A 22,224-nucleotide genomic window follows, 5' to 3' on the forward strand; every position below is an offset into this window, starting at 1 on the left:
GCCTTCGTTTTTGAAACCGATCTTGAGAGCCTTGTTATGAACCTTGACCAGATTATTGCCGCCACCAGCGTCATGCCCGTGATGGTAGTTGAACGAGTGGAAGATGCGGTACCTTTGGCCCGTGCCCTGGTAGACGGCGGCATTCGCGTATTGGAGATCACTTTGCGCACCGCCGCCGGATTGGATGCCGTGCGGGCGATCAAGCAGGAAATTCCGGACGCCATCGTCGGCGTCGGCACCATCGCAACACCGGCCCAACTCGATGCGGCGATTTCCGCGGGTGCGCAGTTCGGCGTTTCTCCGGGCACGACGCCCTCCCTACTCAAGGCCATCGTCGACAGCAAACTGCCGTTTTTTCCCGGCGTCGCTACCATGTCGGAAGTGATGCAGGTACTGGAAGCGGGGCTTGATGTCATGAAGTTCTTCCCGGCCGTGGCGGCTGGCGGAGTCAAGATGCTCGATTCTTTCAGAGGTCCGTTCCCGAATGTCCGATTCTGTCCGACCGGCGGGATCAATGCGCAAAACGCGCCGGATTTCTTCAAACTCCCCAATGTCGTCGCCGTGGGCGGCTCCTGGCTTACCCCCAAGGATTTGATCGCTAGCGGTAACTGGACCGAAATCACCCGACTGGCCCGCGAAGCGGCGGCACTCAAACCGTAATTCCGTCGTCGCCGCAATTCCTCGCCCATCCGGGTTCCACCGGCTGTTTTTTGCTTCTGCGGTTCGCAAGCAGAATGCGTTGACCAGATAGAGCCCTGGAGTTTCCGAAAACAGAGACACGTGTTGCCTAAAAGCGGGAGAATGGAATCAACCGCTCTCCCGCAGTGCTTACGAGGGCCGAGCGCATGATTCGCATCGGCGCCTTCAATCAGAGCTAATTTATGCTCTGCGTCACAGCCTGGCTAACCGGCTGCGTAACAGGCCCGAAAAGGCCGAAGAGGCTTCCGTTGAAGCCGACGACCGAGGGTGTGGCTAAGTTAACGCAAATGTTCACGGTATTTAGAACGCCGAAGCAGGCGCCACCCTCGACGGCCGCGAGTTGCTGCTCGCTCATGGGGGTCACGTTAGACACCTTCCCCAAGGCCCGAAAGTCGTTGTCCGCGAAAGCAGAACCCGCAACCATCATCGAAGACAACACCGCAGCCAATGCATACGATTTCATAAACGAACTCCTTGTCTTACCAATTCGACGCTTTCCTTGCGGCTGCGCCCTGATTTTCGAAACCATGGCACAAGATCACTTTGTTTAATAGTCGAATGCCATTCAGCGAAAAGCGGGGGAGCGATACCCCGTTCCCCCGCCCGGTTGCCTGGCCCGAGTGATTCTTACACCCAGGCGATCGACGTGTGGTTAATTCAGGCTCTGCGTAGTGACTTGTGCAATGGTCTGGCTGGTTGCGCCAAGAAGACCAAGAAGGCTTACATTGAACCCAACGACCGTAGGTACGGCCAGGTTCGCACATAAATTCGCGGCACTTAGAATACCGTTACAGGCCCCGCCCTCGACGGCTGCGAGTTGCTGCTCGCTCATAGGGGTCACGTTAGACACCTTCCCCAAGGCCCGAAAGTCGTTGTCCGCGAAAGCAGAACCCGCAACCATCATCGAAGACAACACCGCAGCCAATGCATACGATTTCATAAACGAACTCCTTGTCTTGCATATCCAACTAGTTTCCTTACGGTCGCACTTTGTCCTTGCGCGTGTGCGACGCAAGATCACAGATGCCAAACTCCTTTTGGCCCGGGTCGTGTCCTTACGACCAACCATCACGTTGCAGTTCCTATGCCACCGTTGATCTTTCGTGCCGTCTCTGATCTATCCAATTGTTTCGCCGTTAATTTTTGTTTCCTTATACAAGGCAGTCGGACTTGCCGCCAAATTTTCAGCTCCCGCGCGGCTATTGCCTCCTCCAAAAATGTACGTACTTGAAAAAAGTGAACCGAAATATTTTCCGGCCATCTGATCAATACCTTTCGCGCACGACGGAAAACCGGTAGCCCGAGTGAAACATGATTGCTTCAAACGCGTTAATCTTGGGCATTATTTTGAACGATTCTGCACAGGCTGTTACCGTTGTGTCATAACCCAGTGACCCGGCTTGGACGTGGGCGTCGATCATCGTGCCGCTGGTATATCGAAAAAGGTATCGAACCGTCTCAGATCGGTAACCTTATGGACAGAATTCACGGTAATTGTTACCGCTCCATTCCAGCCATACCCGGTGCGACGGACACGATCCAACTTTTAACTTTTTGTTATTGTCTTTGATTGGGTAGACGAAGAGTCACTATACGTTATTGAAAAAAAGACGCTTTTTCTAGGTCGGATTGGTTTAATTTTTTGAAACAGAGGCATTCGGCGGACCTGCGTCGACCCAACCTAGGGCCATGGGCGAGATTAATCTAGCGCGGCGGCAAACCGCGTGAACCAAGGGCCGAGGCCCATCTCAGTAGGCCTTTCGGCCTGAGCGATGCCGAAGGGTTTTGTGGCGTACCGGAATTGGCTTTCAGCGTGCACTGACCTTGGCGGCGACACGAAAATCCACGAAGGACTTCCAGGGTCTTTCGGATTATCGGAAGCCGGCACTAACGTGATCCTGCGTCGATCTGAATAGGGCTTAGAATCGCCGCAAAGGCGTCTTGAAACATTTCGCGCTGCTCGCACAGGCCCGGATGACCCGTCGTTTTCAGGCGTATCTGCGATGGAAGACACATGGCAAGCGACGCTCTTTCCGTTCTGCGAAGTAAAAAAACCGCCAGAAAGGCGGTTTTGCGATATTTCCCTAAGATCTGAGGACACCTTGCCGACACCGGCTGCGTCAAGCCGGAACTTGGCAAGTAACGGGGTTATTTCTGAATCTTTATGTCGTGCTTTTTCATCAACCGATAAAGCGTGACATGCGATACACCAACGATTTGGGCCGCTGCCACCACGCTGTCCCCGGCTTGTGCCAAGGCCTGGTTGATCAACTCCTTTTCCGCCTGATCCTTGGCCGCTTTCAGGCTCAAGGTAAAAGGCTGCGGCGAATATTCCTCCAGGCCCAGGTCCGCTGGCGTGATATAAGCGTCTTCGCACATGACGAGCGCGCGCTCGACCCGGTTTTTAAGCTCGCGAACATTTCCCGGCCACGTGTAGTGGCGCATGGCCTTCAAGGCGCGGCGGCTGAACTGCCTGGCTTTGCAAGCGTTTTCCTTCTTAAAGTTATTGAGAAAGTATTCCGCCAGCAATTCGATGTCGTATCCCCGCTCCCGCAAAGGCGGCATGACCACTCTCAGGACATTGAGCCGATAATAAAGGTCCTCTCGGAAATGACCCTTACGCACAGCGTCTTCAAGATCGACATGTGTCGCCGAAATGATTCGGACATCGACTGCAATTTCTTCGTGGCCGCCGACTCGATATATGGTTTTCTGCTGAAGAAAGCGAAGTAGATTGGCTTGCAAATCAAGAGGCAACTCACCCACCTCGTCCAAGAAAAGGGTGCCTCCTCCCGCTTTTTCAATCAGCCCCAATTTTCGCTGATGTGCGCCGGTGAAAGCGCCTTTCTCGTAGCCGAATAACTCCGACTGAATCAAATTCGACGGCAAGGCGGCACAGTTGACGGCAATAAACGGCCCATTGGAACGCGGCGAGTGGTTATGTATGGCTAAAGCGGCAAGTTCCTTGCCCGTCCCGCTCTCCCCGGTGATCAAGACAGGCAAGTCGTAGCATACGACCTTTTCGATGCTATGAAGCACCCGTCTCATGGCAGGACTTGATCCGATCAACTCGCTCTTGCTCACCCATTCGCTTGCCCGAGGAAATATCCGTTTCTTTACTCCCGCCATTCCTGCGGCATGGCCGAGCACGACTTTCAATCGGTCAACATCGAACGGCAAGGTGTGATAATCGTAAAAATACTCCGCAATAAGCCTGCAGACAGCCTCGTTTTCCATGGACGATGAAGAAACCAAGGCCACCCATTGCATGGAGGCCCCTTCGGGATGATAAAAAATATCGCCGATAACGCGCTGGAGAAAAACTTCGTTGAATGGCTCGAATTGAATAAGCCCGACGTGAAAATCGCCAGTGCTTAATAGATTACGAGCTTTGGCCGGATCACAGGTGACATAAATGCCGCCTCCGATCGCATTTTTGATGGGTAAAACGACATCGTCCGCCTCCGGTTTTGGGGCGAGATAAAGTACATTAATACTTTCCATGTAACCTTCCTAACCTTGCGATCCATGCAAGTTTTGGCTAGTCAAAGGTCAAACTGATATTCGGGTATTCGTCGACCACCCGAAAATTAACGCGCAACCTGTATCATGCCTTTTCCGATACCTCCATACCTCATTAATTCCATGCTGCCAATTCAATATCTCCTCGATAAATCAGATATCCCGCTCATTTGAAAAACGGCAATGGATACTGCTGATCGAACCGGTAAGGAACGTTGACACCCGCAAAAAGATCCGTTGCCTCCTCGCTCAAGCCGAAGTTTACGAACGGTTCAACGAATAACCCTTTGGAGACCTGGACGGTAACGGCCAAGTTGAGGGAATGAATATCCCTACCGGAACCCTCGATCTTTCGACCATCCAGCTTGCTTCGTCTGATTGCCGCGCCATTTAAGGCTGCGGAGAAACTTACCCGATCATTCAATGAGAAACCCATACCGAGCGAATATGGAATTTGATCGCCCGGGTCTATATTGTTCCGCTCGAGGACGGCGTTATAACCTAAGGAACCGAAGAGAACGACCGGATCTATTGTCTTGACCAGAGACACGGAACCGCCGATATTCCAAAAACCAGTACCTAAACTCGGATCTAGGCCAAAAGCCACTAAATTGGAAGGCCCTAAAATAGGTGTGAGTCCCCGCCCTTCGCGCCCGGAATCCGATTTAACATTCAGGCTCAAGGTCGTCTCCGGCACCAGGCCCTCTTCATGCAAAGCGCCCCATCGTAGACTGCCGCTGACGTCTCCCAGGCCGGAACCATCCTGTCGAGCAAAACCAATATCTTCAGCTAGCGACGAACGCGTATCGAGTTCCAGTTCTTGGAAAGTAAACGGAACCGATATATCCAGCTCGAGATCGTCGATCAAGCCGTAGCGAAACAAAACACCGGCGCCTGCCGTCTTGGCTCTCAATTTGTAGGGCGATATTTCCGCTGTATCCTGAGCGTAACTCGCGCTGAACTCGATCTGCAAATCCCCTTTCTTGAACAAAACTTTCTGCGACCTTAGGAATTGGTCGAGTTCTATCTTGGCTTCCTCGGCTTCTTTTTCGCGGTCGCCTTCCTGCAACCCCATCTCCGGCGATACCTTTTTAGGCGCCGAGGAAGCCGAGGCCGTTTCCGCCCGGGCTGCCGTGGCCTTGTCGTCTTGCTTCGGCTCGGCTACTTTCGCAACCGCTTCCGCTTCCTGCTTTTTGTCCGCTTCCGGCTGGGCCACCGCCTGCCGTACCCAGGACTCGTGTTCCATAAGCATGCGAACCTGGGATTTCAAGGCCTCAACCTCCTGTTTCAGCTTTTCGTATTCGCTCCGCGGAACCATGTCCTCGGCCGCTTGTTTCGATCGGGCATAAGAAATATTGGTATTCACGACCGCAGTAAAAAGCACCCCACAAATGACTCCTATTATGTGTGTTCTTTTCATTATGCTTTCCTTGCTTTTCATTATGCTTTCCTTGGTTCCCGCCGCTCAGCGCCTTAGCAGGAAAAATTGATGGTACAACACTGGGTGGAACTGCTCGAAACATCACACTCGACACGCCGAAAGAAAGGCCCATGGGCCGCTTATCGAAAAAACATGCGTCACGGTTCCGCCATCTCCGGCGAAACGTTTCTAGAGCGCTCGAATTGGTAACGAGTGTTTTCGAAATGCGCACATCGACGCTCGTCCATGGCCGAACAATGCCAGGAAAGAGAATGGGAGAATGAAGCAGGCGCTGGCGACGGACTATACTGCGTGCAAGGCGCTGCGGCTCTGGAAACCCGATCCGTTCAATTAAATGCTTAAAACGCACGATATGTCCTCCTTGAACTCCATGCCGCCGTGGCGTCGCACGGCGCCTATCTACAAAGAGTGTGTGGTTCGGGCAGCCTAGAAAAAGCTTGTAAGCCGTACCTAAGGCTACCCATGAACCCACGATTAGTCAATGTTTGTTCACTTGAAAACGGGTCATCAATGCCGGTATGTCTCAACAGGGATTTATCGTGTAATAAAAACGATAGAAACTTTTTCCCGAGATTGATTCGATATAATCGCTCGCGCTTCGTGACGCGCCCGCGATAGAGAATACCCCCTGGGCTTGATTACCGGAGCTATTTGACCATTGTTCAAAATCTTTATATCGACCTTCGCCGTTATTCTGGCTTGGTCGGCCGTTCAGCCGCACGATACTGTTGTCTGGTTCCTGGATGCGATTCCCGCTCTCGCGGCTTTCGCCGCCGTGCTCGCGACACATCGGCAATTTCCCCTAACCCCTTTGGCATACGGCTTGATTCTGGCGTTGTGTGCGCTGATTCTCGTTGGCGCGCATTACTCTTTCGAGAAAGTTCCGTTTTTCGAATGGATTAAACCGCTATTCGGGTTACAGCGGAACAACTTCGATAAGCTGGCTCATTTTTTTCAAGGGTTTACGCCTGCAATCCTTTTCCGGGAAATTTTGATTCGCTTCGAAGTCTTTCGGGACCGGCGCTGGCTGGTCGTGATCGTGCCCGCCTTGTGCCTCGCGCTAAGCGCGGCGTATGAGCTCGTCGAATGGACCGTCGCGGTCGTTCTCAAAGATCACGCCGAGTCCTTTCTGGCCACGCAGGGCGATCCTTGGGATGCGCAATCGGACATGGCTTTCGCACTAACCGGCGCAGTCATGTCACTTGCGCTCTTGAGCAGGCAGCATGATGAACAGATCGAACGGCTCGGCGAACAAGGTCGCCTGGACCTCTCGCGGCTGCTGCGGCGTCGTGCCGGCGGATGACCAATGGTCGATCGTCATTCTGGTTCTGGACAAAGCGGACATGATCCAGGGCGCGCCGCTTTCGCTGGAGCCGTTAAGACGCCAAGGACCCGACATCATCTCCGACAGCGGAAGTTCGGACCGACGGTCCGAACTGGTCCGCGAAGCGGCCTCGTGGATCTACGAGCACCCGAGGGACGCGCCGTACAGATGGATACCGCTACAAAGGTAGCGACCGGCGACTATCGGGTGTTTCTCCACGAAAGGTTAGACGGCAGTGGATCGACGACGAGTTGTTTCAAGATATGCCCTGAAGCGGAGAGCGGGTGCTAAAGAAGACTCGCCGGAGGCTTGGATCGGCTTCGTAGGCGGCGGTGCGAACTTCCCGTATTGTGGGACATCAAGCGCCCCGAAGATTTGCGACCTCTCGAGCCCTTCGACTTGAATGAATGCTCATGCAAGGAACCGGTGTCAATGATGCGTGTTGCTTCGAGTAATCGATAAGGTAATGCAGCGAGCGGCGAACTCGCCGACGGCGGACCGCGCGGTCTCGCGGGCGAATCGCGGAAAAACTTTTGCGTCCACGCGTTCATCCGGCTAGACTTTTCCGCCCGCAACAGACTCACCATCATGCAGATCGGCCCGTATCGACTGGCTAACCGTTTGATCCTGGCCCCCATGGCCGGCGTCACCGACCGCCCCTTTCGGATGCTATGCCGGCGATACGGTGCGGCGCTCGCCGTATCGGAAATGGTATCCTCCAACCCGGCCTTGCGCCACGATAAGAAAACCCTGCGCCGGAGCGATCATGCCGGAGAGCCCGAGCCACGGGCGGTACAGATCCTCGGCAATGAACCGCACGCGATGGCCGAAGCGGCACGCATGAATGTCGATCGCGGCGCACAGATCATCGACATTAACATGGGTTGTCCGGCCAAGAAAGTCTGCCAAAAAGCCGCCGGGTCAGCCCTCCTCCGAGACGAGCGTCTGGTCGCACGAATCTTGGAAGCCGTCGTCGGCGCGGTAAGCGTGCCGGTTACACTGAAAATACGCACCGGCTGGGACCCTGCCCATCGTAATGCGGTCACTATCGCGAAAATTGCGGAAAACTCGGGTATCCAATCTATCGCCGTCCATGGACGTACCCGCGCGTGCGGCTTTTCCGGACAGGCCGAATACCTTACAATTCGGCAAATCAAGCAGACTGTCGGCATCCCCGTGGTCGCCAACGGCGATATCGATTCGCCTGAAAAAGCCGCCGCCGTTCTTGAGTTCACCGGTGCCGATGCTGTCATGATCGGCCGGGCCGCCCTCGGAAATCCTTGGCTGTTCCGCCGCATTGACCGGTTTCTCTGCGGAAACGCCGAACCCGTAACGCCCGACACAGAGGAAATTCGGAACGTTGTCTTGGATCACCTGAAAGGACTCTACACGTTCTACGGTGAGTATCTCGGAGTGCGGATCGCACGCAAGCATGTTGGTTGGTACCTGAACCATCTTCCCCACCCACCGGATTTCGGTCCGCTGTTCAACTCTCAGGACGGTGCCAATCAGCAGCTGGAATTGATTGATCGATTGTTCAACGCATAACGTCGGAAATTGGCTGCATGAAAGCACAAGCAAGGAATATCGAGGCAATGCCCGATGCCGTCGAATCCAAGACCGATGCCGCTCTACTATTGAGCGAGCACGTACGCATGAGTCTCAGGCGCTACTTTGCGCAACTTGATGGACATGAGGCAACCGACCTCTACTCCATGGTTATCAGCGAAGTGGAAAAACCCTTGATCGAAACCGTTTTAGAACAATGCGGTCATAACCAGAGCAAGGCAGCACAGGTACTTGGCGTAAGCCGCAGTACTTTGCGCAAGAAGATGCGCCAGTACGGTATCGAATAGTTTCCCTCACATTCTCCACGGCAAGCGGCCCACACTTCACTTATGAACACAAAAGTATCCCGAGCGCTCGTCAGCGTGTCCGACAAAACTGGAATTGTGGAATTCTGCCGCGGATTGGCCGATCTTGGCATCGAGATCCTTTCGTCCGGCGGTACCGCGTCGCTTTTGCGCGAAAACAGCATCGCAGCCGTGGAAGTATCCGATTACACCGGCTTTCCCGAAATGATGGGCGGCCGGATCAAGACCCTGCATCCGAAAATTCATGGCGGCATTCTAGGGCGCCGGGGGATCGACGAAGAGGTGATGGCTCGCCACGGCATTTCCGGCATCGATTTAGTGGTCGTGAACCTCTATCCCTTCGAACAGACGGTCGCTAAACCGGACTGCGAGCTTGCCGAGGCGATCGAAAACATCGATATCGGCGGGCCTGCCCTGATTCGCGCGGCCGCCAAGAACCACAAATCGGTCGGCGTCGTCGTCGATCCAAACGATTATCCTCAAGTTCTGGCGGAACTTCGGGCGCAAGCCGGCAGTCTCTCCGACGACATGCGATTCAAACTGGCGATTAAAAGCTTTCGGCATACCTCTGCCTACGACAGCGCCATTGCGGCGTATCTCGCTAAAGTCGAAGGCTCCGAACTATTCCCTGACCCTCTCGTGATGCGCTTTCGGAAAGCCCAAGCGATGCGCTACGGGGAGAATCCGCACCAGAAAGCCGCATTCTACGTCGACCCCGGTGCTGCCAGCGGCACTATCGCCAAAGCTAAACAGCTCCAGGGCAAGGAATTGTCCTATAACAATATTGCCGACGCGGATGCAGCGCTCGAATGCGTGAAAACGTTCGACGATGCGCCCGCCTGCGTCATCGTCAAACACGCCAATCCCTGTGGCGTCGCGCAAGGCAAGACGGTGCTTGAGGCTTATGACCGCGCTTACGCCACCGACCCGACATCGGCGTTCGGCGGCATCATCGCCTTCAACCGGGCGCTCGATGCGGAGACCGCTCGCGCCATCATTGAAAGGCAGTTCGTGGAAGTGATTATCGCTCCCGAGGTAAGCGAGGGTGCGCGTCAAGTATTGAGCGGAAAAGCGAACGTTCGGGTATTGGAATCCGGCCCCTGGTCTAACGCTCCCGCGCCGGAATGGGATTTCAAGCGCGTAGCGGGCGGCCTTCTGGTACAGGATCGGGACCTGGGCGTGGTCGGTCCGAATGACTTGAGGATCGTCACCCGACGCGCGCCCACCGAGGACGAACTGGCTGATCTTCTATTCGCCTGGAAAGTGGTCAAGTATGTCAAATCCAACGCCATCGTTTATTGCAAGAACCGCCAAACCATCGGTATAGGCGCAGGACAAATGAGCCGAGTTTATTCGGCGCGGATCGCGGCGATCAAAGCCGCGGACGAAGGACTCGCCGTCCAGGGCTCGGTTATGGCCTCGGACGCTTTCTTCCCGTTCCGCGACGGGGTGGATTCAGCCGCTGCGGCCGGAATCACCGCCGTGATCCAGCCAGGCGGCTCGGTGCGCGATCCGGAAGTGATCGCGGCCGCCGACGAGCACGGCATGGCCATGGTCTTTACTGCGATGCGGCATTTTCGCCACTGACACGCGCTAAAGCGTTTCGCAAATTCCTTGAATCGATCCGAACGGTTTTCCGACACCGACCTCTGCGTCAAGTGCGGACTATGCCTGCCTCACTGCCCAACCTACAGCAAGACTCTGGACGAAAACGAATCCCCACGCGGACGTATCGCCTTGATCCAGGGCTGGGCACAGGGTTCGCTCGCAGCAACGCCGGAGCTGATTAGACATATCGATAATTGTCTCTTGTGCCGATCCTGCGAGGCGGTCTGCCCGGCTTATGTTCCCTATAGCCGCCTGGTCGATCGTTTTCGGTGTGGAACCGGCGCTGCAGGCAAAACCCCATTTCAGCGTTTCAAGGCCGCCGGTATCAGGATTGCGCTGACCGATCAGCGCGCGTCCCGCTGGACGGAACGATTGCTCGGAAAACCGGGCAGATCAGGCTTGAACCTGCTCAAGAACATCGGTTTTCTGAATATGCTGGGATTGTCGGAGCTCGAAGCGGGCCTTCCGAAAACACGCGAACCGGCGCACTGGAACGATTTCTATCCCGTTCACGGCCACGCGGAACGCGGCAGAGTCGCCTTGTTTCTCGGTTGTACGGCCAAGCTTTTCGACACTGAAACTGTGGCCTCAACCTTGCTTGTGCTAAATCGACTGGGCATAAGCGTTAAGCTGCCGCGCATGCAATCGTGTTGCGGGGCGCTGCATCTCCATGCTGGCGATGAAGCCGGCGCTCGCAAGCTCATGGAACGAAATCTGGCAGCTTTTGACCAATCCGACGTCGACGCGATCATTACCATCGCCAGTGGCTGCGGCGCCATGCTGCATGATTATCCGCAATTCGACACCACGCCCTCCTCGTCAGCTTTTGCTAAGCGTGTCAAGGACATCGGCCAATTTCTGGCGGAGCTGGTCTGGCCCAACGACATCGAGCTTAACCCATTGGCGGCTAAGGTTTGCATACACACACCCTGCACGCTGAAGAACGTGTTGCGGGCGGAACGTTACGGTGCCGATCTACTCCGCCGCGTACCCTTGCTCGATGTTACCCCCCTCCCTGGCACCCTGCGATGCTGCGGCGCAGCGGGCAGCTATATGCTGGAGCACCCGAATATGGCGAAAAACTTACGGGATGACGTGCTGAAATCGGTGACAGCGATCAACCCCGATGTCCTGGCGACATCGAATCCAGGCTGTGCCATCCATTTACGGGCGGGGCTGGCGCAAGAAGGCCTGGGCCGGATCGAGGTGTTACACCCGGTCACCCTGCTCGCACGACAACTCATCCAATAAAAAAGCCGGTTCGACTTAGAACCGGCTTTTTGTTTTCAAGGCGCTGACACGGCGTGCCCAAACCGTGTTCGGTCATCGCCGCAACTTGTAGTTCCGGCCGTAGAAGATCTCCGCCATTTCCTGCTTGAGCTGCTTCTGAATGGCGATACGCTCCTCATCGGTTAGCGCGTCTTTGTCTGTTTCGAATAGATAATTATCGAGATGGAAGTCTTTCAGGATCATCTTCGTGTGGAAGATTTTCTCCTGATAGACATTCACATCGATCATCTGATATCGCTCCGCCATCGCATCCGAAATGTAGTTCTGGATGGACGTGATCTCATGATCGTTATAGTGCTTTTGGCCGCTGATATCCCGGGTAAAGCCGCGCACGCGGTAATCCATGATCACGATGTCGGATTCGAAGCTGTGGATCAGGTAGTTGAGCGCCTTTAGCGGCGAAATGCGGCCGCAGGTCGATACATCGATATCCGCCCGAAAGGTGCTGATGCCCCCGTAGGGGTGGCTCTCCGGATAGGTATGCACCGTGATATGACTCTTGTTTAGGTGCGCCACGACCGATTCCGGAGCGGGACCCGGCGCCTCTATATTGTTAATGGAGTCAGGCACATGCCCTTCGGAAATGAGCATTGTGACGCTGGCGCCCTGAGGCTCATAATCCTGACGCGCGATGTTCAAAATTTCGGCACCGATGATCGCAGTCACATCGGTCAATATCTGCGTCAAGCGTTTGGCGTTGTACATCTCGTCAATGTACTCGATGTAACGACGCTGCTGTTGCCCGGATTTGGCATAGCAAATGTCGTAAATATTGAAGCTCAACGATTTGGTGAGGTTATTGAAACCGTGTAACTGCAATTTTTCCATCGATCTATTAATTACCCCCGTAGTCGGTTGTAACTACCACTTGCGTACGCGCATTCGCGACTAAAGCGCTGAGCTCGTACGAAGAGTTCATGAGACCGAGAAACCTGTCTACCCGTTCACTCGACTTCGACGATTTCGTAGTCATGCGTAATTTGGGCGGTTTTTCCGAGCATTATTGATGCGGAACAATATTTCTCCGCGGAGAGACGAATGGCTCGATTGACGACCGCATCGTCTAGCCCTTTCCCTTTGACAACGAAATGCGCATGAATCCGAGTGAAGACTTTAGGATCGGATTCCGCCCGTTCCGCTTCGAGCTGCACCTCACAATCTCGCACATCGTGCCTCCCTTTACGAAGAATGTGTACCACGTCGAATGCCGCGCAGCCACCCATTCCTAGCAACAACATTTCCATCGGCCGCACACCGAGATTCCGGCCACCAGATTCCGGCGGCCCATCCATGACAACCGTATGACCGCTGCCGGACTCCGCCATAAACAGCGCATTTTCTACCCATTTGACGCGTGCCTTCATCGAAGACCCCCCGAGTGAAAATAGCCGCTTACTTTATCATAATTCCCTGCCGCGCCAAGCAAAATTAATCGCTGCTAAACTTGAAAGATCGTTTTCACTGGACTCGAAACGCTCATGCACTCTCTCTCAAAATCGGACGACGTCATCGCAAATCTTCTGTCTTATTGTCACCGCCGCCGTTATCCTAACAAAACGCCCATTATTCGCCCCGGGGACGCTGGAGACACGCTTTATTACATCATCGAAGGGGCGGTTACAGTCAGCATGCCACACCGGCCAAGCGGTGACGATATCGTTCTCGCTTACCTGAATAAGGGAGAGTTTATCGGCGAAATCGGCGTATTCATGGGGTCCATGCAGCGGGATGTGACGGTCACCACCCGGGAGCCGAGCCAACTGGCCGAGATCAGCTATGTTCGATTCGCTCAATTGCTCAAGGGCGAGCTCGCCGAGCACGCCGTTGAGATCTTAAGCCTGCTTGGACGTCAGCTGTCCCGGCGCCTCCTTAACACTAGCCGAAAAGTCGGCAATCTCGCGTTTCTCGATGTCTCGGGACGCATCGCCCATACTCTAATAGAACTGTGCAAGCAGCCCGGAGCGCTAACACATCCCGACGGCATGCAGATCCGTATCACTCGGCAGGAGCTGGGCCGCATCGTAGGCTGTTCCCGGGAGGTGGCCGGGAGGGTTCTCAAAAATCTCGAGGAACAAGGACTTCTCTCAGCCAAAGGCAAAACGATCGTCGTCTACGGCACCCGTTAGACTGCGTCCGCGTTCCAAGCCTTCTTCAGGACGCTCGGGTCAAGCTCTGCGACAGACCTGTCGAAGGGCTCTCAGGACACGCTGGTCGAACGCTCACCTGAACTCAGCCGAAGAGCATGACCGGAATCCGTTCCTTCAGAGCTCCGTTGTAGCAGCAACTCGATGCCGGCTTACGCCATCAATCGGCCAGCTCGTCCAACGCCGCCGACCGCGTGAGCAGCTCGGACGCCTTCCACAACCCGATACGCCGCTTGCCTCGGTAAGGTTGGATGAAATCAGCAGTTTCCTCAAAGCCTTTCTTGCTGCCGCGATAAACGATGACGACATAACCTTCAGGGTGTGCGACCAACCATTCGGATAAGTCTTGACCCGTGTGCAGCACCTCTAAAGGTGCCGTCAGCCTTCCGATGAATTGGAAGTCCCCGCTGTATTTCTCCCAATGCGCAATCGGTATTCCACGCGCCTGTAATTGCGCGATACGGACCGCCACAGAACGTAGGTCGTGGTGAGGCCGTCCCGCCTCGACATAAACGAGATGCGCAACCAGAATCACCCCGATCATCGCTCCCACGACGCCCCGCACCATCGTTGCCGAATCCCGTGGCCGCCATAGCAGCAAAAAAGCTCCCAAACCGACGATGAGCACGATCGCGACGAGAGGAAAGGCTTCCGCGACGACAACGACAGTGCTATCGGACTTCGGAAACCCAAGCGCTTGCGCGATAAACGGAAGCCAAGCCATAACCAGCCCCAGACCGAGCACGATGGCACCGAACGCGATCTGGCCAAAGCGCCCGATCCGCAGCGATGGGTCAGCGAAAACACGAGCAAAAATCAGTGCCCAGATGGGCAGGGAAGGAAGCAGATAATGAATCTGTTTTGCACTAATGGCCGACAACAGGAGCAACACCGCAACCACATGAAGCACGCAAAAGCGTAAACTCGAATCGGCTTTCGGCTTTACCAGGTTGCGCCAGATACCGGGCCAAAGAATCCAGGGGAAGAGAACCATGGGCAGGGTATGCGCGTACCACCACCAGGATCTCTTATGAGCGAAGGAGTTGGCGATACGCCCGACTGATTGGCTCCAGAAGATGGCCTGCGCGTATGCCTCCCCGCCAGCCATTCCGGCCGGAATCGCCCATGCAAGGCCGATCGACGTACCTAACAGGGTAGCTGCCAGGATACCGGCGTACCATCCAATCCAGCCCGAACCGGGAACGCGCGTCGACCACCAAGGCGCCAACAGACCCGCCGGCAATATCAGCAGAAGGATAATGGGTCCTTTGGATAACACCCCTCCGCCAATGCCGACGGCCATCATCAACCAGCCCATACCGAACGCGCCCTGGGCGGCTCGTAAAATCCCCAACACCCCCAATTGGGCAAAAAACGCCACTAGCATGTCGTAGAGGGTCAGAGTCGTCCACAAGGACCAGACTGCGAGACCCAGCAAGATCAACGGCGCGAGGCGCGATACCGTGTCCGCTTCAGGCCACAACCGGCGCGCCAGACGCTCGGTCAGGAACAGGTTGCCCAAACCGAACAAAGGCCCGACAAATCGAGGCGTCCAATCGTTGACGCCAAAAACGAACCAGCTCAAATGGATGACCCATTGCAATAGCGGCGGCTTGTGGCTATAGGGCTTGCCGTTTAGGTAAGGCACGAGGAAATCGCCTCGCTGCCACATTTCCCAGGCCACCGATACGGCGCGGGTTTCATCGACGGGTATGAGAGGCCTCAACACGAGGCCGGAGAACACAAGGACACACCAGAGCAGAACATAATCTCTGGCAATCGCCCGGTATGGCATAAATATCGTTGTTATAAGTTTTCGTTATGAAAGACCGGCGCCCCCAATGCACCGGTACTATGGGCCACTACGTCTGACCGCTCACCAAGCGGCCACTGACGGTTCAATTCGAAAACGACGGGCAAAGCGACTTACGCCGCTTCACCCCGGAGAACCGCGCGGTTTAGCCGCTAAGCCGCTTCCACGATGCCGTTATGCCTAAGCAGAGCATCGATCGTGGGCTCACGTCCGCGGAAAGCGATGAAAAGCTCCATGGCCTTACGGCTGCCGCCCCGCGCGAGGATGTTTTCCAGGAAGGATCGACCCACCTCGGGCGCGAAAATGCCTTTTTCCTCCAACAGTGAGAAAGCGTCGCTGGACAACACTTCCGCCCATTTGTAGCTGTAATAGCCAGCCGCGTAGCCCCCGCCGAAGATGTGCGAGAAGCTGTGCGGGAATCGGTTGAACGGCGGCGGGATAAAAACCGCCACCTGCTTCCTGACCTCGTCGAGAATCGGATAAATCCATCCGCCCCGGCTCGGATCATACTCCAGGTGAATACGGAAATCGAACAGACTGAATTCGAGCTGGCGGACCATCTGCATGCCGGACTGGAAATTACGGGCCGCGATCATCTTGTCCAGAAGATCCTTGGGCAAAGGTTCACCGGTCCGGTAATGGCCCGATATCAGCTCCAGCGCTTCGGGTTCCCAGCAGAAATTTTCCATGAACTGGCTCGGCAACTCCACGGCATCCCATTCAACGCCGTGGATGCCGGAAACACCGAGATAATCGACCTTGGTCAGCATATGGTGCAATCCATGGCCGAACTCATGGAATAGGGTCAACACCTCGTCATGCCGCAGCAAGGACGGCTCGCCGTTGGTCGGGGGCGCGAAATTGCAGGTTAGATAGGCGACCGGATGTTGAATCCTCTGGCCGATTCTGCGCCGGGTGACGCATTCGTCCATCCACGCTCCGCCACGTTTCTTGGGCCGGGCATAAAGATCGAGATAAAAACCGCCCAAGAATTCACCCGACTGGTCATGAATCTCATAAAACTTGACATCCGGATGCCAGACGTCCACGCCGGATCTTTCCCGGATCTTGATCCCGTACAAACGCTCAACCACACTGAACATCCCGGGCACCACCCGAGTGACCGGGAAGTACGTCCGAATCTCTTCTTCCGACAGGGCAAATTTGTATTGCTTGAGCTTTTCAGAGTAATACGCCAGATCCCAAGCTTCCAGCGAGGCTATCCCGTGCTCCTGTTCGGCAAACGCTTTCAGTTCTTCGAGGTCACGTTTCGCTCGCGGCAGGCTGCGGCTTGCCAGGTCGTTCAGAAAATGCATCACTTCCTCGGTCGAACGCGCCATCTTCGTCGCAAGCGACAACTCCGCATAGTTCGAATATCCGAGAAGCAACGCCTGCTCGTGCCGCAAGGCGAGGATTCTCTCCATAATCTCGGAATTGTCCCAACGGCCGGCGTTCGGACCTTGATCGGAAGCTCGGGTGCTGTAAGCCGTGTAGAATTCGCGGCGCAGCTCGCGATCATCCGCGTAAGTCATCACGGCGATGTAGGACGGGAATTCCAGATTGAATACCCATCCGCTCTTGCCTTGCGCCGCGGCCGTTTGGCGCGCCATGGCAAGCGCCGACTCAGGCAGTCCGGTCAACAGACTTTCATCCTCGATGTGCTTGCTCCAGGCATTCGTCGCGTCGAGCACGTTATCCTGAAATTGGCTCGTGAGTTTGGAAAGCTCCTGCGCAATCGCCTTGAAACGGGCTTTCTTCTCCGGACTCAGTTCGACGCCGGACAGACGGAAATCTCTAAGCGCATTCTCGAGGATCTTCCTCTGCGCGTCGTCCAGTTTGGCCGCGTCGGTGCTTTCGGCAAGACTGCGGTAAGCCGCGTACAACTCTTCGTTTTGCCCGATTTCCGTGGCGTAGTCGCTCAACAGCGGAAGACAGGTATTGTAAGCCTCTCGCATCTCCTCGCTGTTTACCACGGCATTCATATGGCTTACCGGCGACCAAGCCTTGTTGAGCCGGTCTTCCAGATCTTCCAGCGGCTCCACGAGGTTTTCCCAGGTATAGGTTTTTCCCGGCTCGAGCAAGCTCGCGATAGCTTCGCGATTTTCGTCCAGCAGGCGTGTTATGGCCGGCACGACATGCTCGGCTTTGATTCGGGAAAACGGCGGTAGACCGTCCATATCGAATAATGGGTTGCTCATCGTTTCAATCTGACTTGACTAAATATGAGACGGAATGGAGCCAATTCAGGTTTCGAGAAACTGCGTCGCTTTCCGGATTCTATCCTCGGCATCGTGCAGAACCTTAAGGCTATAGGTAGGCGACAACCGGCCGTCCTTTAGCTTGGCACAAGCCGGAATTGAGTTGATCGCCGGCAACTCCGCCATACGACGCGTTCCGATATAACTATGCAGCTTGGACAAGATCACGATATCACTCATCGCGAGCGCGTTTCCGCTGTCGTGATACCAGTCCTCGGCCAGCATGGGAATTTCGATCAAGTTGGCAGGAAAATCCCACTTTTTCAGCAAAAAAGTACCGATTGGTCCTCTGATGTAAGGTATGGTCGCTTCGACTTCCTCCGGAGTCCAGTATTCTCGAGGAAACACTTCCGCAAAATAAAGAAACGGAATGACCCCAATATCTGCAACCAATCCAGCGAGCAGAGCTTCCTCGCGGCTGACTCCCTCGTTCTCATCGGCCAATATATAACAGAGACTCGATAATTTGACGCTTGCCCTCCACTGTTGCTGAAAGAGCTGGTTGAGGTACGGATCTTTAGAACGAAAAATTTCTTTCAGGCAAAAGCTGGTCACCAGATTTCGGGTCGCCGTTAGTCCCAGACGCAAAACCGCATCATGGCAATTGCTAATCGGGCGAACGGGTAGATAGAGCGGACTGTTGGCGATATGAATGAGCTTTGCGGCAATGGCCGGATCGAGTTGAACGATCCTGGCGGCTTCATCGATACCGATATCGTGCAGCATGGCCTTCCTCAATCTCATAGCCACGTCCGGCAACGAAGGAATTCGCAATTCTTCGTCCTTATAAGATTGGATGAAAGCCTGAAACAAGCGGCTTTCCCGAACGCCCGCCGGAATCTGCTCGTCGCTTGGGTCGATCAGCGCCTGTTGCGACCTCGGCCCCGCAACACCACGGCTCATGATCGTGCTGGCGACACGCAAAATCTGAATGTCGGTCTGCGCGCGTGCCGTGGCGCTGTACTGCTTACCGCAGCACAAGGGAAATCTCGCTTTGGCGGTATCTGCAGTGACTTCGTACGTCTCCCCCCCACCGAGTTCCATTAAAACCGTTCCTTCCAGGAGGTAATGAATTGACTCGATCGGCTCCCCGGCCTTGAACAAAACCGCGCCACGCTCGTAAATCTCAGACTTCCGGCCCAGAACGAACGCGTTCAACTCCTCGTCGCTAAGCGTACGTATCGGGAATAATTGCTTCAGGATGTCCAAGGTAATAGGCATCCCCTCCCGTGCGGAAGGTACCGTTTCCGTTGTCCCCGGATCCGTTTCCGTCTCTGTCCCGGCGGCTTGGGTCTCGACGCGCGCGCCTTGATCCCGTAAACCGAAAATACGCGTTAGGAAACTCATTTATCAAATCTAACACAAGGTCGATGTCGAAAGGACATACCCTGCATCACTGACCAAATACTCTCAGGGTCTCGGCAATCTGCTCCTTGGCGTCGTACAGCACCTTGAGCGACTGCTCCGGAGTCAGTGTAGCGTCTTTGAGTTTGGCGTAAGCGGGTAATTCGGTGATGGGCGGCAAATCAGCCATTCTGGGCGTTCCGAGATAGCTGTGCCATGTCGCCAATTGGACGATATCGGCCAAATCAAGCCGGTCCGTGCCGGAGGAATAGTTCCACTGCTCGGCAATTAGCGGAAGATCGAGATACTCGTCGGAAAACTCCCATTTGGCGAGCAAATATTGCCCGACCGGACCTTGGATGATGGGCAATGCCACCTCGAGTTCCTCCGAATTTTGATGCTCGGACCGAAATTTTTCGGCGAAAGAAAGAAAAGGAACGGCGCCGATACGAACGATCAATCCTCCCAACAGCGCTTTGTCCGGATCGACCTGTCCGGTTTTCGCCGCCAGCACGGATGAAATCACCGACATGTGAAGGCTGGTCTTCCACACCTCCGTCATGAGCTTCCTGATCGGCGGGCTGCCCGCATTGAAAATCCCCTTCATGCTCATGCTGAAAATGAGGTTACGGGTCGCTACCAGGCCCAATCGGGCGATAGCGCTTTGGCAAGTCTTGGCCGGCTCGGCAGTGAGAAAAAGCGGAGAGTTCGCTACTTGTATCAGCTTGGTCGCGAGCGCAGGGTCCGTCTGCACGATTTTTGTCGCTTTGACGAAGTCGATCTCCTCGCGCATGGCCTGCCTCAGCTTGAAGGCCACCGACGGGAAAGCCGGCAAGTCGAGCTTACCTTTATGGAACGTTCGGCAAAAAACATAGAACAAGCTGCTTCCCCGCAGCTCCGGAGGCAGCGGACACCGCGTCAGATCCGGCGGGCTAATCGTCCGGACCTGTGGCCTCTCGGCATACTGCCGTAAGATCGAGGTAGGCACGCGCAATACCCAAACGTCCGTCCAGGCATGTGCCGTGACCGACGCCCTTCCGTCCCGATTCAACGGAAAACGGGCAGCATCGCTGTCCGAGTCCACCTTTCTTTTGGTGCCACGCTCCGGGCCGATCATCAGCGTGCCTTTTAGTAAAAAAATATCGGTATCGGTCTCCTCGCCCCCGCGGAAGACGGCCGAGCCCGCCGGATAGAACTCCATCAGACGCTCGGAAGCGAAAGCGATCAGTTCTTCTTCGCTGAGCGCCGCCAGCGGTGCCAAACGCCTTAGAATCTCGGGAGGAACTGGCTCAGTTCTGATCGACACAGGTGGGGGGGCGTCCGATCCCGCCAGGACCAGGTCGGAAAGGATTTGAATGTCGGGATAAGCAGCGCTCCTTTTGGCCGCAACCAACCTGAAGCTGAGCCAGCCTGCTGCACCGAGACTGAGGATACCGATTGCCAATACGAGGGTATTCATTTATAGCCGCTCACTCCAAGGCGGAACATCCGTTTTGCTCTATATGTGACGCGCTTCACATACAACTCTACGAGCGCATGCTTGGCCGCTTCTAAAATACTAGCCTAACCGCCGTTTATTAACCCGGCCTATAAAATATAGGCGGGTTAATCCGGGGCAGGGATGCCCCGGCGCGGCGACAAGCCCCGTGAGCATAAACCGGGCGTGTACCGGCTTGGGCGACAGCCCGTAAACACCAGGGAGGGTATTTGCGGGGCTGATTATTAACTTCGATCCAAGTCGAAAATCGCGCGTCCCTGCCTGACAAAACGCGGCGGCGTAATCAGTACCTCTTTTAAGCGGCCACGAATATCCACCCAGGCGCGGTCATAAGCCCCGGGAGGAACACGGGCAAAGGCGATCGATCGGTTGAGCGTAGGCGAGAAAATCCCGCTCGTGACGACACCCTCGCTTCCCCCCGGAACGACGACCTTCTGCCCATGCCGCAACACGCCCTTATCCGTCAACACGAGCCCGACAAACCGGCGCAGTTGCCCGGTTTTCCGCTGCTCCTCCAAAGCCGTACGACCGATGAAGCTACGCTCGGCCGGTTCCCAGGCGACCGTCCAGGCCAACCCCGCTTCTAGCGGAGTCACGGTCTCGTCCATATCCAGTCCATAAAGACGCATGCCGGCTTCGAGCCGCAAAGTGTCGCGGGCGCCCAGTCCGCAAGGTCTAAAGCCTTCCGCGATTAGCCCTGTCCACAAGGCGGGCGCGTCGGTTTGAGGCAGAATGATTTCCAAACCATCCTCGCCCGTGTAGCCGCTGCAGGACAGAAACCAATCGCCTGCCTCGGCAAACTCGAACGGCGCCAGGGAAGCAGCGGCGGCGTGCAATTCCGCCGGCAGACAAGCATCGGCTTTGCGTCTCGCTTCCGGCCCCTGCGCTGCGATGATCGCGAGATCCTGTCTAGGCAGGATGTTCACGGAGAATCCCAGGGCATGCCGCTCAATCCAGGCAATGACCTTCTCGCGGGTAGCGGCATTGCCCACGATCCGATACCGATCCTCCGCGCGGCGGAAAACGGTCAAATCGTCTAGGATGCCGCCGCTTTCGTCGAGCATGCAGCTGTACAGCGCCTTGCCGGAACCGCTCAATCGAGCGACGTCGTTCGCCAGCAGTTCGCGCAGAAACCGACAGCAGTCCTTACCTTCGAGATCGATAATAGTCATGTGCGACACGTCGAAAATCCCGGCGTCGCGCCGCACGGCATGGTGCTCTTCTAGTTGCGATCCAAAATGAAGCGGTAGCTCCCAGCCGGCGAACTCCACCATGCGTCCGCCGTTTTGTTTGTGGATGTCGTTCAAGATTGTTTTGCGCGCCATGGATTCGGACCTGACATCTTTGAATGGATGCTTGTTTAGACTCATCACTCGCGGATACCACTCGAAGGAAAACATGAGCGCCCG

General features: G+C 55.5%; 18 protein-coding genes. 7 read left to right on the forward strand and 11 right to left on the reverse strand.

Going from position 1 to position 22,224, the window contains the following annotated elements; all coding sequences use genetic code 11:
• Positions 1–36 precede the first annotated feature (36 nt).
• On the forward strand, positions 37–660 hold the full coding sequence (locus tag QEN43_RS10335; protein WP_026611538.1) for a bifunctional 4-hydroxy-2-oxoglutarate aldolase/2-dehydro-3-deoxy-phosphogluconate aldolase: 624 nt from the start codon (positions 37–39) through the stop codon (positions 658–660).
• Between the two features lie 214 nt (positions 661–874).
• On the opposite strand, the gene QEN43_RS10340 is transcribed toward QEN43_RS10335, so the two are convergent.
• The 4 genes from QEN43_RS10340 to QEN43_RS10355 form a co-directional block, all read right to left on the reverse strand.
• Positions 875–1,162 carry a hypothetical protein gene (locus tag QEN43_RS10340; protein ID WP_317964060.1) on the reverse strand — a complete coding sequence of 96 codons (288 nt, stop codon included), beginning with the start codon at positions 1,160–1,162 and terminating at the stop codon, positions 875–877.
• Positions 1,163–1,351: 189 nt separating this feature from the next.
• Positions 1,352–1,639: a hypothetical protein gene (locus QEN43_RS10345; protein ID WP_026611536.1), complete on the reverse strand. Its 288-nt coding sequence runs from the start codon at positions 1,637–1,639 to the stop codon at positions 1,352–1,354.
• A gap of 1,208 nt (positions 1,640–2,847) precedes the next feature.
• A complete protein-coding gene (locus QEN43_RS10350) occupies positions 2,848–4,203 on the reverse strand; it encodes a sigma-54 dependent transcriptional regulator (RefSeq protein ID WP_026611535.1) in 1,356 nt (451 codons plus the stop codon).
• A 184-nt stretch (positions 4,204–4,387) separates the two neighbouring features.
• Entirely contained in the window at positions 4,388–5,641 is a 1,254-nt protein-coding gene (locus tag QEN43_RS10355; RefSeq protein WP_317964061.1) for a transporter, read from the reverse strand.
• A 679-nt stretch (positions 5,642–6,320) separates the two neighbouring features.
• Between QEN43_RS10355 and QEN43_RS10360 the strand changes: the two genes are divergently transcribed.
• The 5 genes from QEN43_RS10360 (at position 6,321) to QEN43_RS10380 (ending at position 11,719) form a co-directional block, all read left to right on the forward strand.
• Positions 6,321–6,965, forward strand: a complete 645-nt coding sequence (locus QEN43_RS10360; protein ID WP_051331964.1) for a DUF2238 domain-containing protein — start codon at positions 6,321–6,323, stop codon at positions 6,963–6,965.
• A gap of 609 nt (positions 6,966–7,574) precedes the next feature.
• A complete protein-coding gene (gene dusB, locus QEN43_RS10365; RefSeq protein ID WP_036269195.1) occupies positions 7,575–8,534 on the forward strand; it encodes a tRNA dihydrouridine synthase DusB in 960 nt (319 codons plus the stop codon).
• A 17-nt stretch (positions 8,535–8,551) separates the two neighbouring features.
• Complete coding sequence (fis, locus tag QEN43_RS10370) at positions 8,552–8,842, forward strand: DNA-binding transcriptional regulator Fis (protein ID WP_026611531.1); 291 nt, start codon at positions 8,552–8,554, stop codon at positions 8,840–8,842.
• 42 nt (positions 8,843–8,884) lie between these two features.
• Positions 8,885–10,447 (forward strand): bifunctional phosphoribosylaminoimidazolecarboxamide formyltransferase/IMP cyclohydrolase, encoded by a 1,563-nt coding sequence (gene purH / locus QEN43_RS10375; RefSeq protein ID WP_026611530.1) that lies wholly within the window; start codon positions 8,885–8,887, stop codon positions 10,445–10,447.
• A 27-nt stretch (positions 10,448–10,474) separates the two neighbouring features.
• Entirely contained in the window at positions 10,475–11,719 is a 1,245-nt protein-coding gene (locus QEN43_RS10380) for a (Fe-S)-binding protein (RefSeq protein WP_026611529.1), read from the forward strand.
• A 72-nt stretch (positions 11,720–11,791) separates the two neighbouring features.
• Here QEN43_RS10380 and speD read toward each other — a convergent pair whose 3' ends face one another.
• Both speD and QEN43_RS10390 read right to left on the reverse strand, forming a co-directional pair.
• A complete protein-coding gene (gene speD / locus QEN43_RS10385) occupies positions 11,792–12,586 on the reverse strand; it encodes an adenosylmethionine decarboxylase (protein WP_026611528.1) in 795 nt (264 codons plus the stop codon).
• A 116-nt stretch (positions 12,587–12,702) separates the two neighbouring features.
• Entirely contained in the window at positions 12,703–13,122 is a 420-nt protein-coding gene (locus QEN43_RS10390; protein ID WP_026611527.1) for an OsmC family protein, read from the reverse strand.
• A gap of 114 nt (positions 13,123–13,236) precedes the next feature.
• Here QEN43_RS10390 and crp point away from each other — a divergent pair, with 114 nt between their 5' ends.
• A complete protein-coding gene (crp, locus tag QEN43_RS10395; protein ID WP_026611526.1) occupies positions 13,237–13,884 on the forward strand; it encodes a cAMP-activated global transcriptional regulator CRP in 648 nt (215 codons plus the stop codon).
• Positions 13,885–14,062: 178 nt separating this feature from the next.
• Here the strand turns inward: crp and QEN43_RS10400 are convergent, their stop codons facing one another.
• From QEN43_RS10400 to gcvT, 5 genes are all read right to left on the reverse strand, one after another.
• A complete protein-coding gene (locus QEN43_RS10400) occupies positions 14,063–15,631 on the reverse strand; it encodes an ArnT family glycosyltransferase (protein WP_317964062.1) in 1,569 nt (522 codons plus the stop codon).
• A 236-nt stretch (positions 15,632–15,867) separates the two neighbouring features.
• Complete coding sequence (prlC, locus tag QEN43_RS10405; RefSeq protein ID WP_026611525.1) at positions 15,868–17,913, reverse strand: oligopeptidase A; 2,046 nt, start codon at positions 17,911–17,913, stop codon at positions 15,868–15,870.
• 45 nt (positions 17,914–17,958) lie between these two features.
• Positions 17,959–19,194 (reverse strand): HDOD domain-containing protein, encoded by a 1,236-nt coding sequence (locus tag QEN43_RS10410; RefSeq protein WP_162144341.1) that lies wholly within the window; start codon positions 19,192–19,194, stop codon positions 17,959–17,961.
• A 172-nt stretch (positions 19,195–19,366) separates the two neighbouring features.
• On the reverse strand, positions 19,367–20,776 hold the full coding sequence (locus tag QEN43_RS10415) for an HDOD domain-containing protein (protein WP_051331962.1): 1,410 nt from the start codon (positions 20,774–20,776) through the stop codon (positions 19,367–19,369).
• Between the two features lie 263 nt (positions 20,777–21,039).
• On the reverse strand, positions 21,040–22,140 hold the full coding sequence (gene gcvT, locus QEN43_RS10420; protein ID WP_317963194.1) for a glycine cleavage system aminomethyltransferase GcvT: 1,101 nt from the start codon (positions 22,138–22,140) through the stop codon (positions 21,040–21,042).
• Between the last annotated feature and the right edge of the window lie 84 nt (positions 22,141–22,224).

It is taken from the genome of Methylocaldum szegediense, from assembly GCF_949769195.1.
Lineage (GTDB): Bacteria > Pseudomonadota > Gammaproteobacteria > Methylococcales > Methylococcaceae > Methylocaldum > Methylocaldum szegediense.

Coding starts and splice junctions, on each gene's coding strand:
- QEN43_RS10335 (WP_026611538.1), top strand. CDS start 37: ATGAACCTTGACCAGATTATTGCCGCCACCAGCGTCATGCCCGTGATG.
- QEN43_RS10340 (WP_317964060.1), bottom strand. CDS start 1,162: ATGAAATCGTATGCATTGGCTGCGGTGTTGTCTTCGATGATGGTTGCG.
- QEN43_RS10345 (WP_026611536.1), bottom strand. CDS start 1,639: ATGAAATCGTATGCATTGGCTGCGGTGTTGTCTTCGATGATGGTTGCG.
- QEN43_RS10350 (WP_026611535.1), bottom strand. CDS start 4,203: ATGGAAAGTATTAATGTACTTTATCTCGCCCCAAAACCGGAGGCGGAC.
- QEN43_RS10355 (WP_317964061.1), bottom strand. CDS start 5,641: ATGAAAAGAACACACATAATAGGAGTCATTTGTGGGGTGCTTTTTACT.
- dusB (WP_036269195.1), top strand. CDS start 7,575: ATGCAGATCGGCCCGTATCGACTGGCTAACCGTTTGATCCTGGCCCCC.
- fis (WP_026611531.1), top strand. CDS start 8,552: ATGAAAGCACAAGCAAGGAATATCGAGGCAATGCCCGATGCCGTCGAA.
- purH (WP_026611530.1), top strand. CDS start 8,885: ATGAACACAAAAGTATCCCGAGCGCTCGTCAGCGTGTCCGACAAAACT.
- speD (WP_026611528.1), bottom strand. CDS start 12,586: ATGGAAAAATTGCAGTTACACGGTTTCAATAACCTCACCAAATCGTTG.
- QEN43_RS10390 (WP_026611527.1), bottom strand. CDS start 13,122: ATGAAGGCACGCGTCAAATGGGTAGAAAATGCGCTGTTTATGGCGGAG.
- crp (WP_026611526.1), top strand. CDS start 13,237: ATGCACTCTCTCTCAAAATCGGACGACGTCATCGCAAATCTTCTGTCT.
- prlC (WP_026611525.1), bottom strand. CDS start 17,913: ATGAGCAACCCATTATTCGATATGGACGGTCTACCGCCGTTTTCCCGA.
- QEN43_RS10410 (WP_162144341.1), bottom strand. CDS start 19,194: ATGCCTATTACCTTGGACATCCTGAAGCAATTATTCCCGATACGTACG.
- QEN43_RS10415 (WP_051331962.1), bottom strand. CDS start 20,776: ATGAATACCCTCGTATTGGCAATCGGTATCCTCAGTCTCGGTGCAGCA.
- gcvT (WP_317963194.1), bottom strand. CDS start 22,140: ATGGCGCGCAAAACAATCTTGAACGACATCCACAAACAAAACGGCGGA.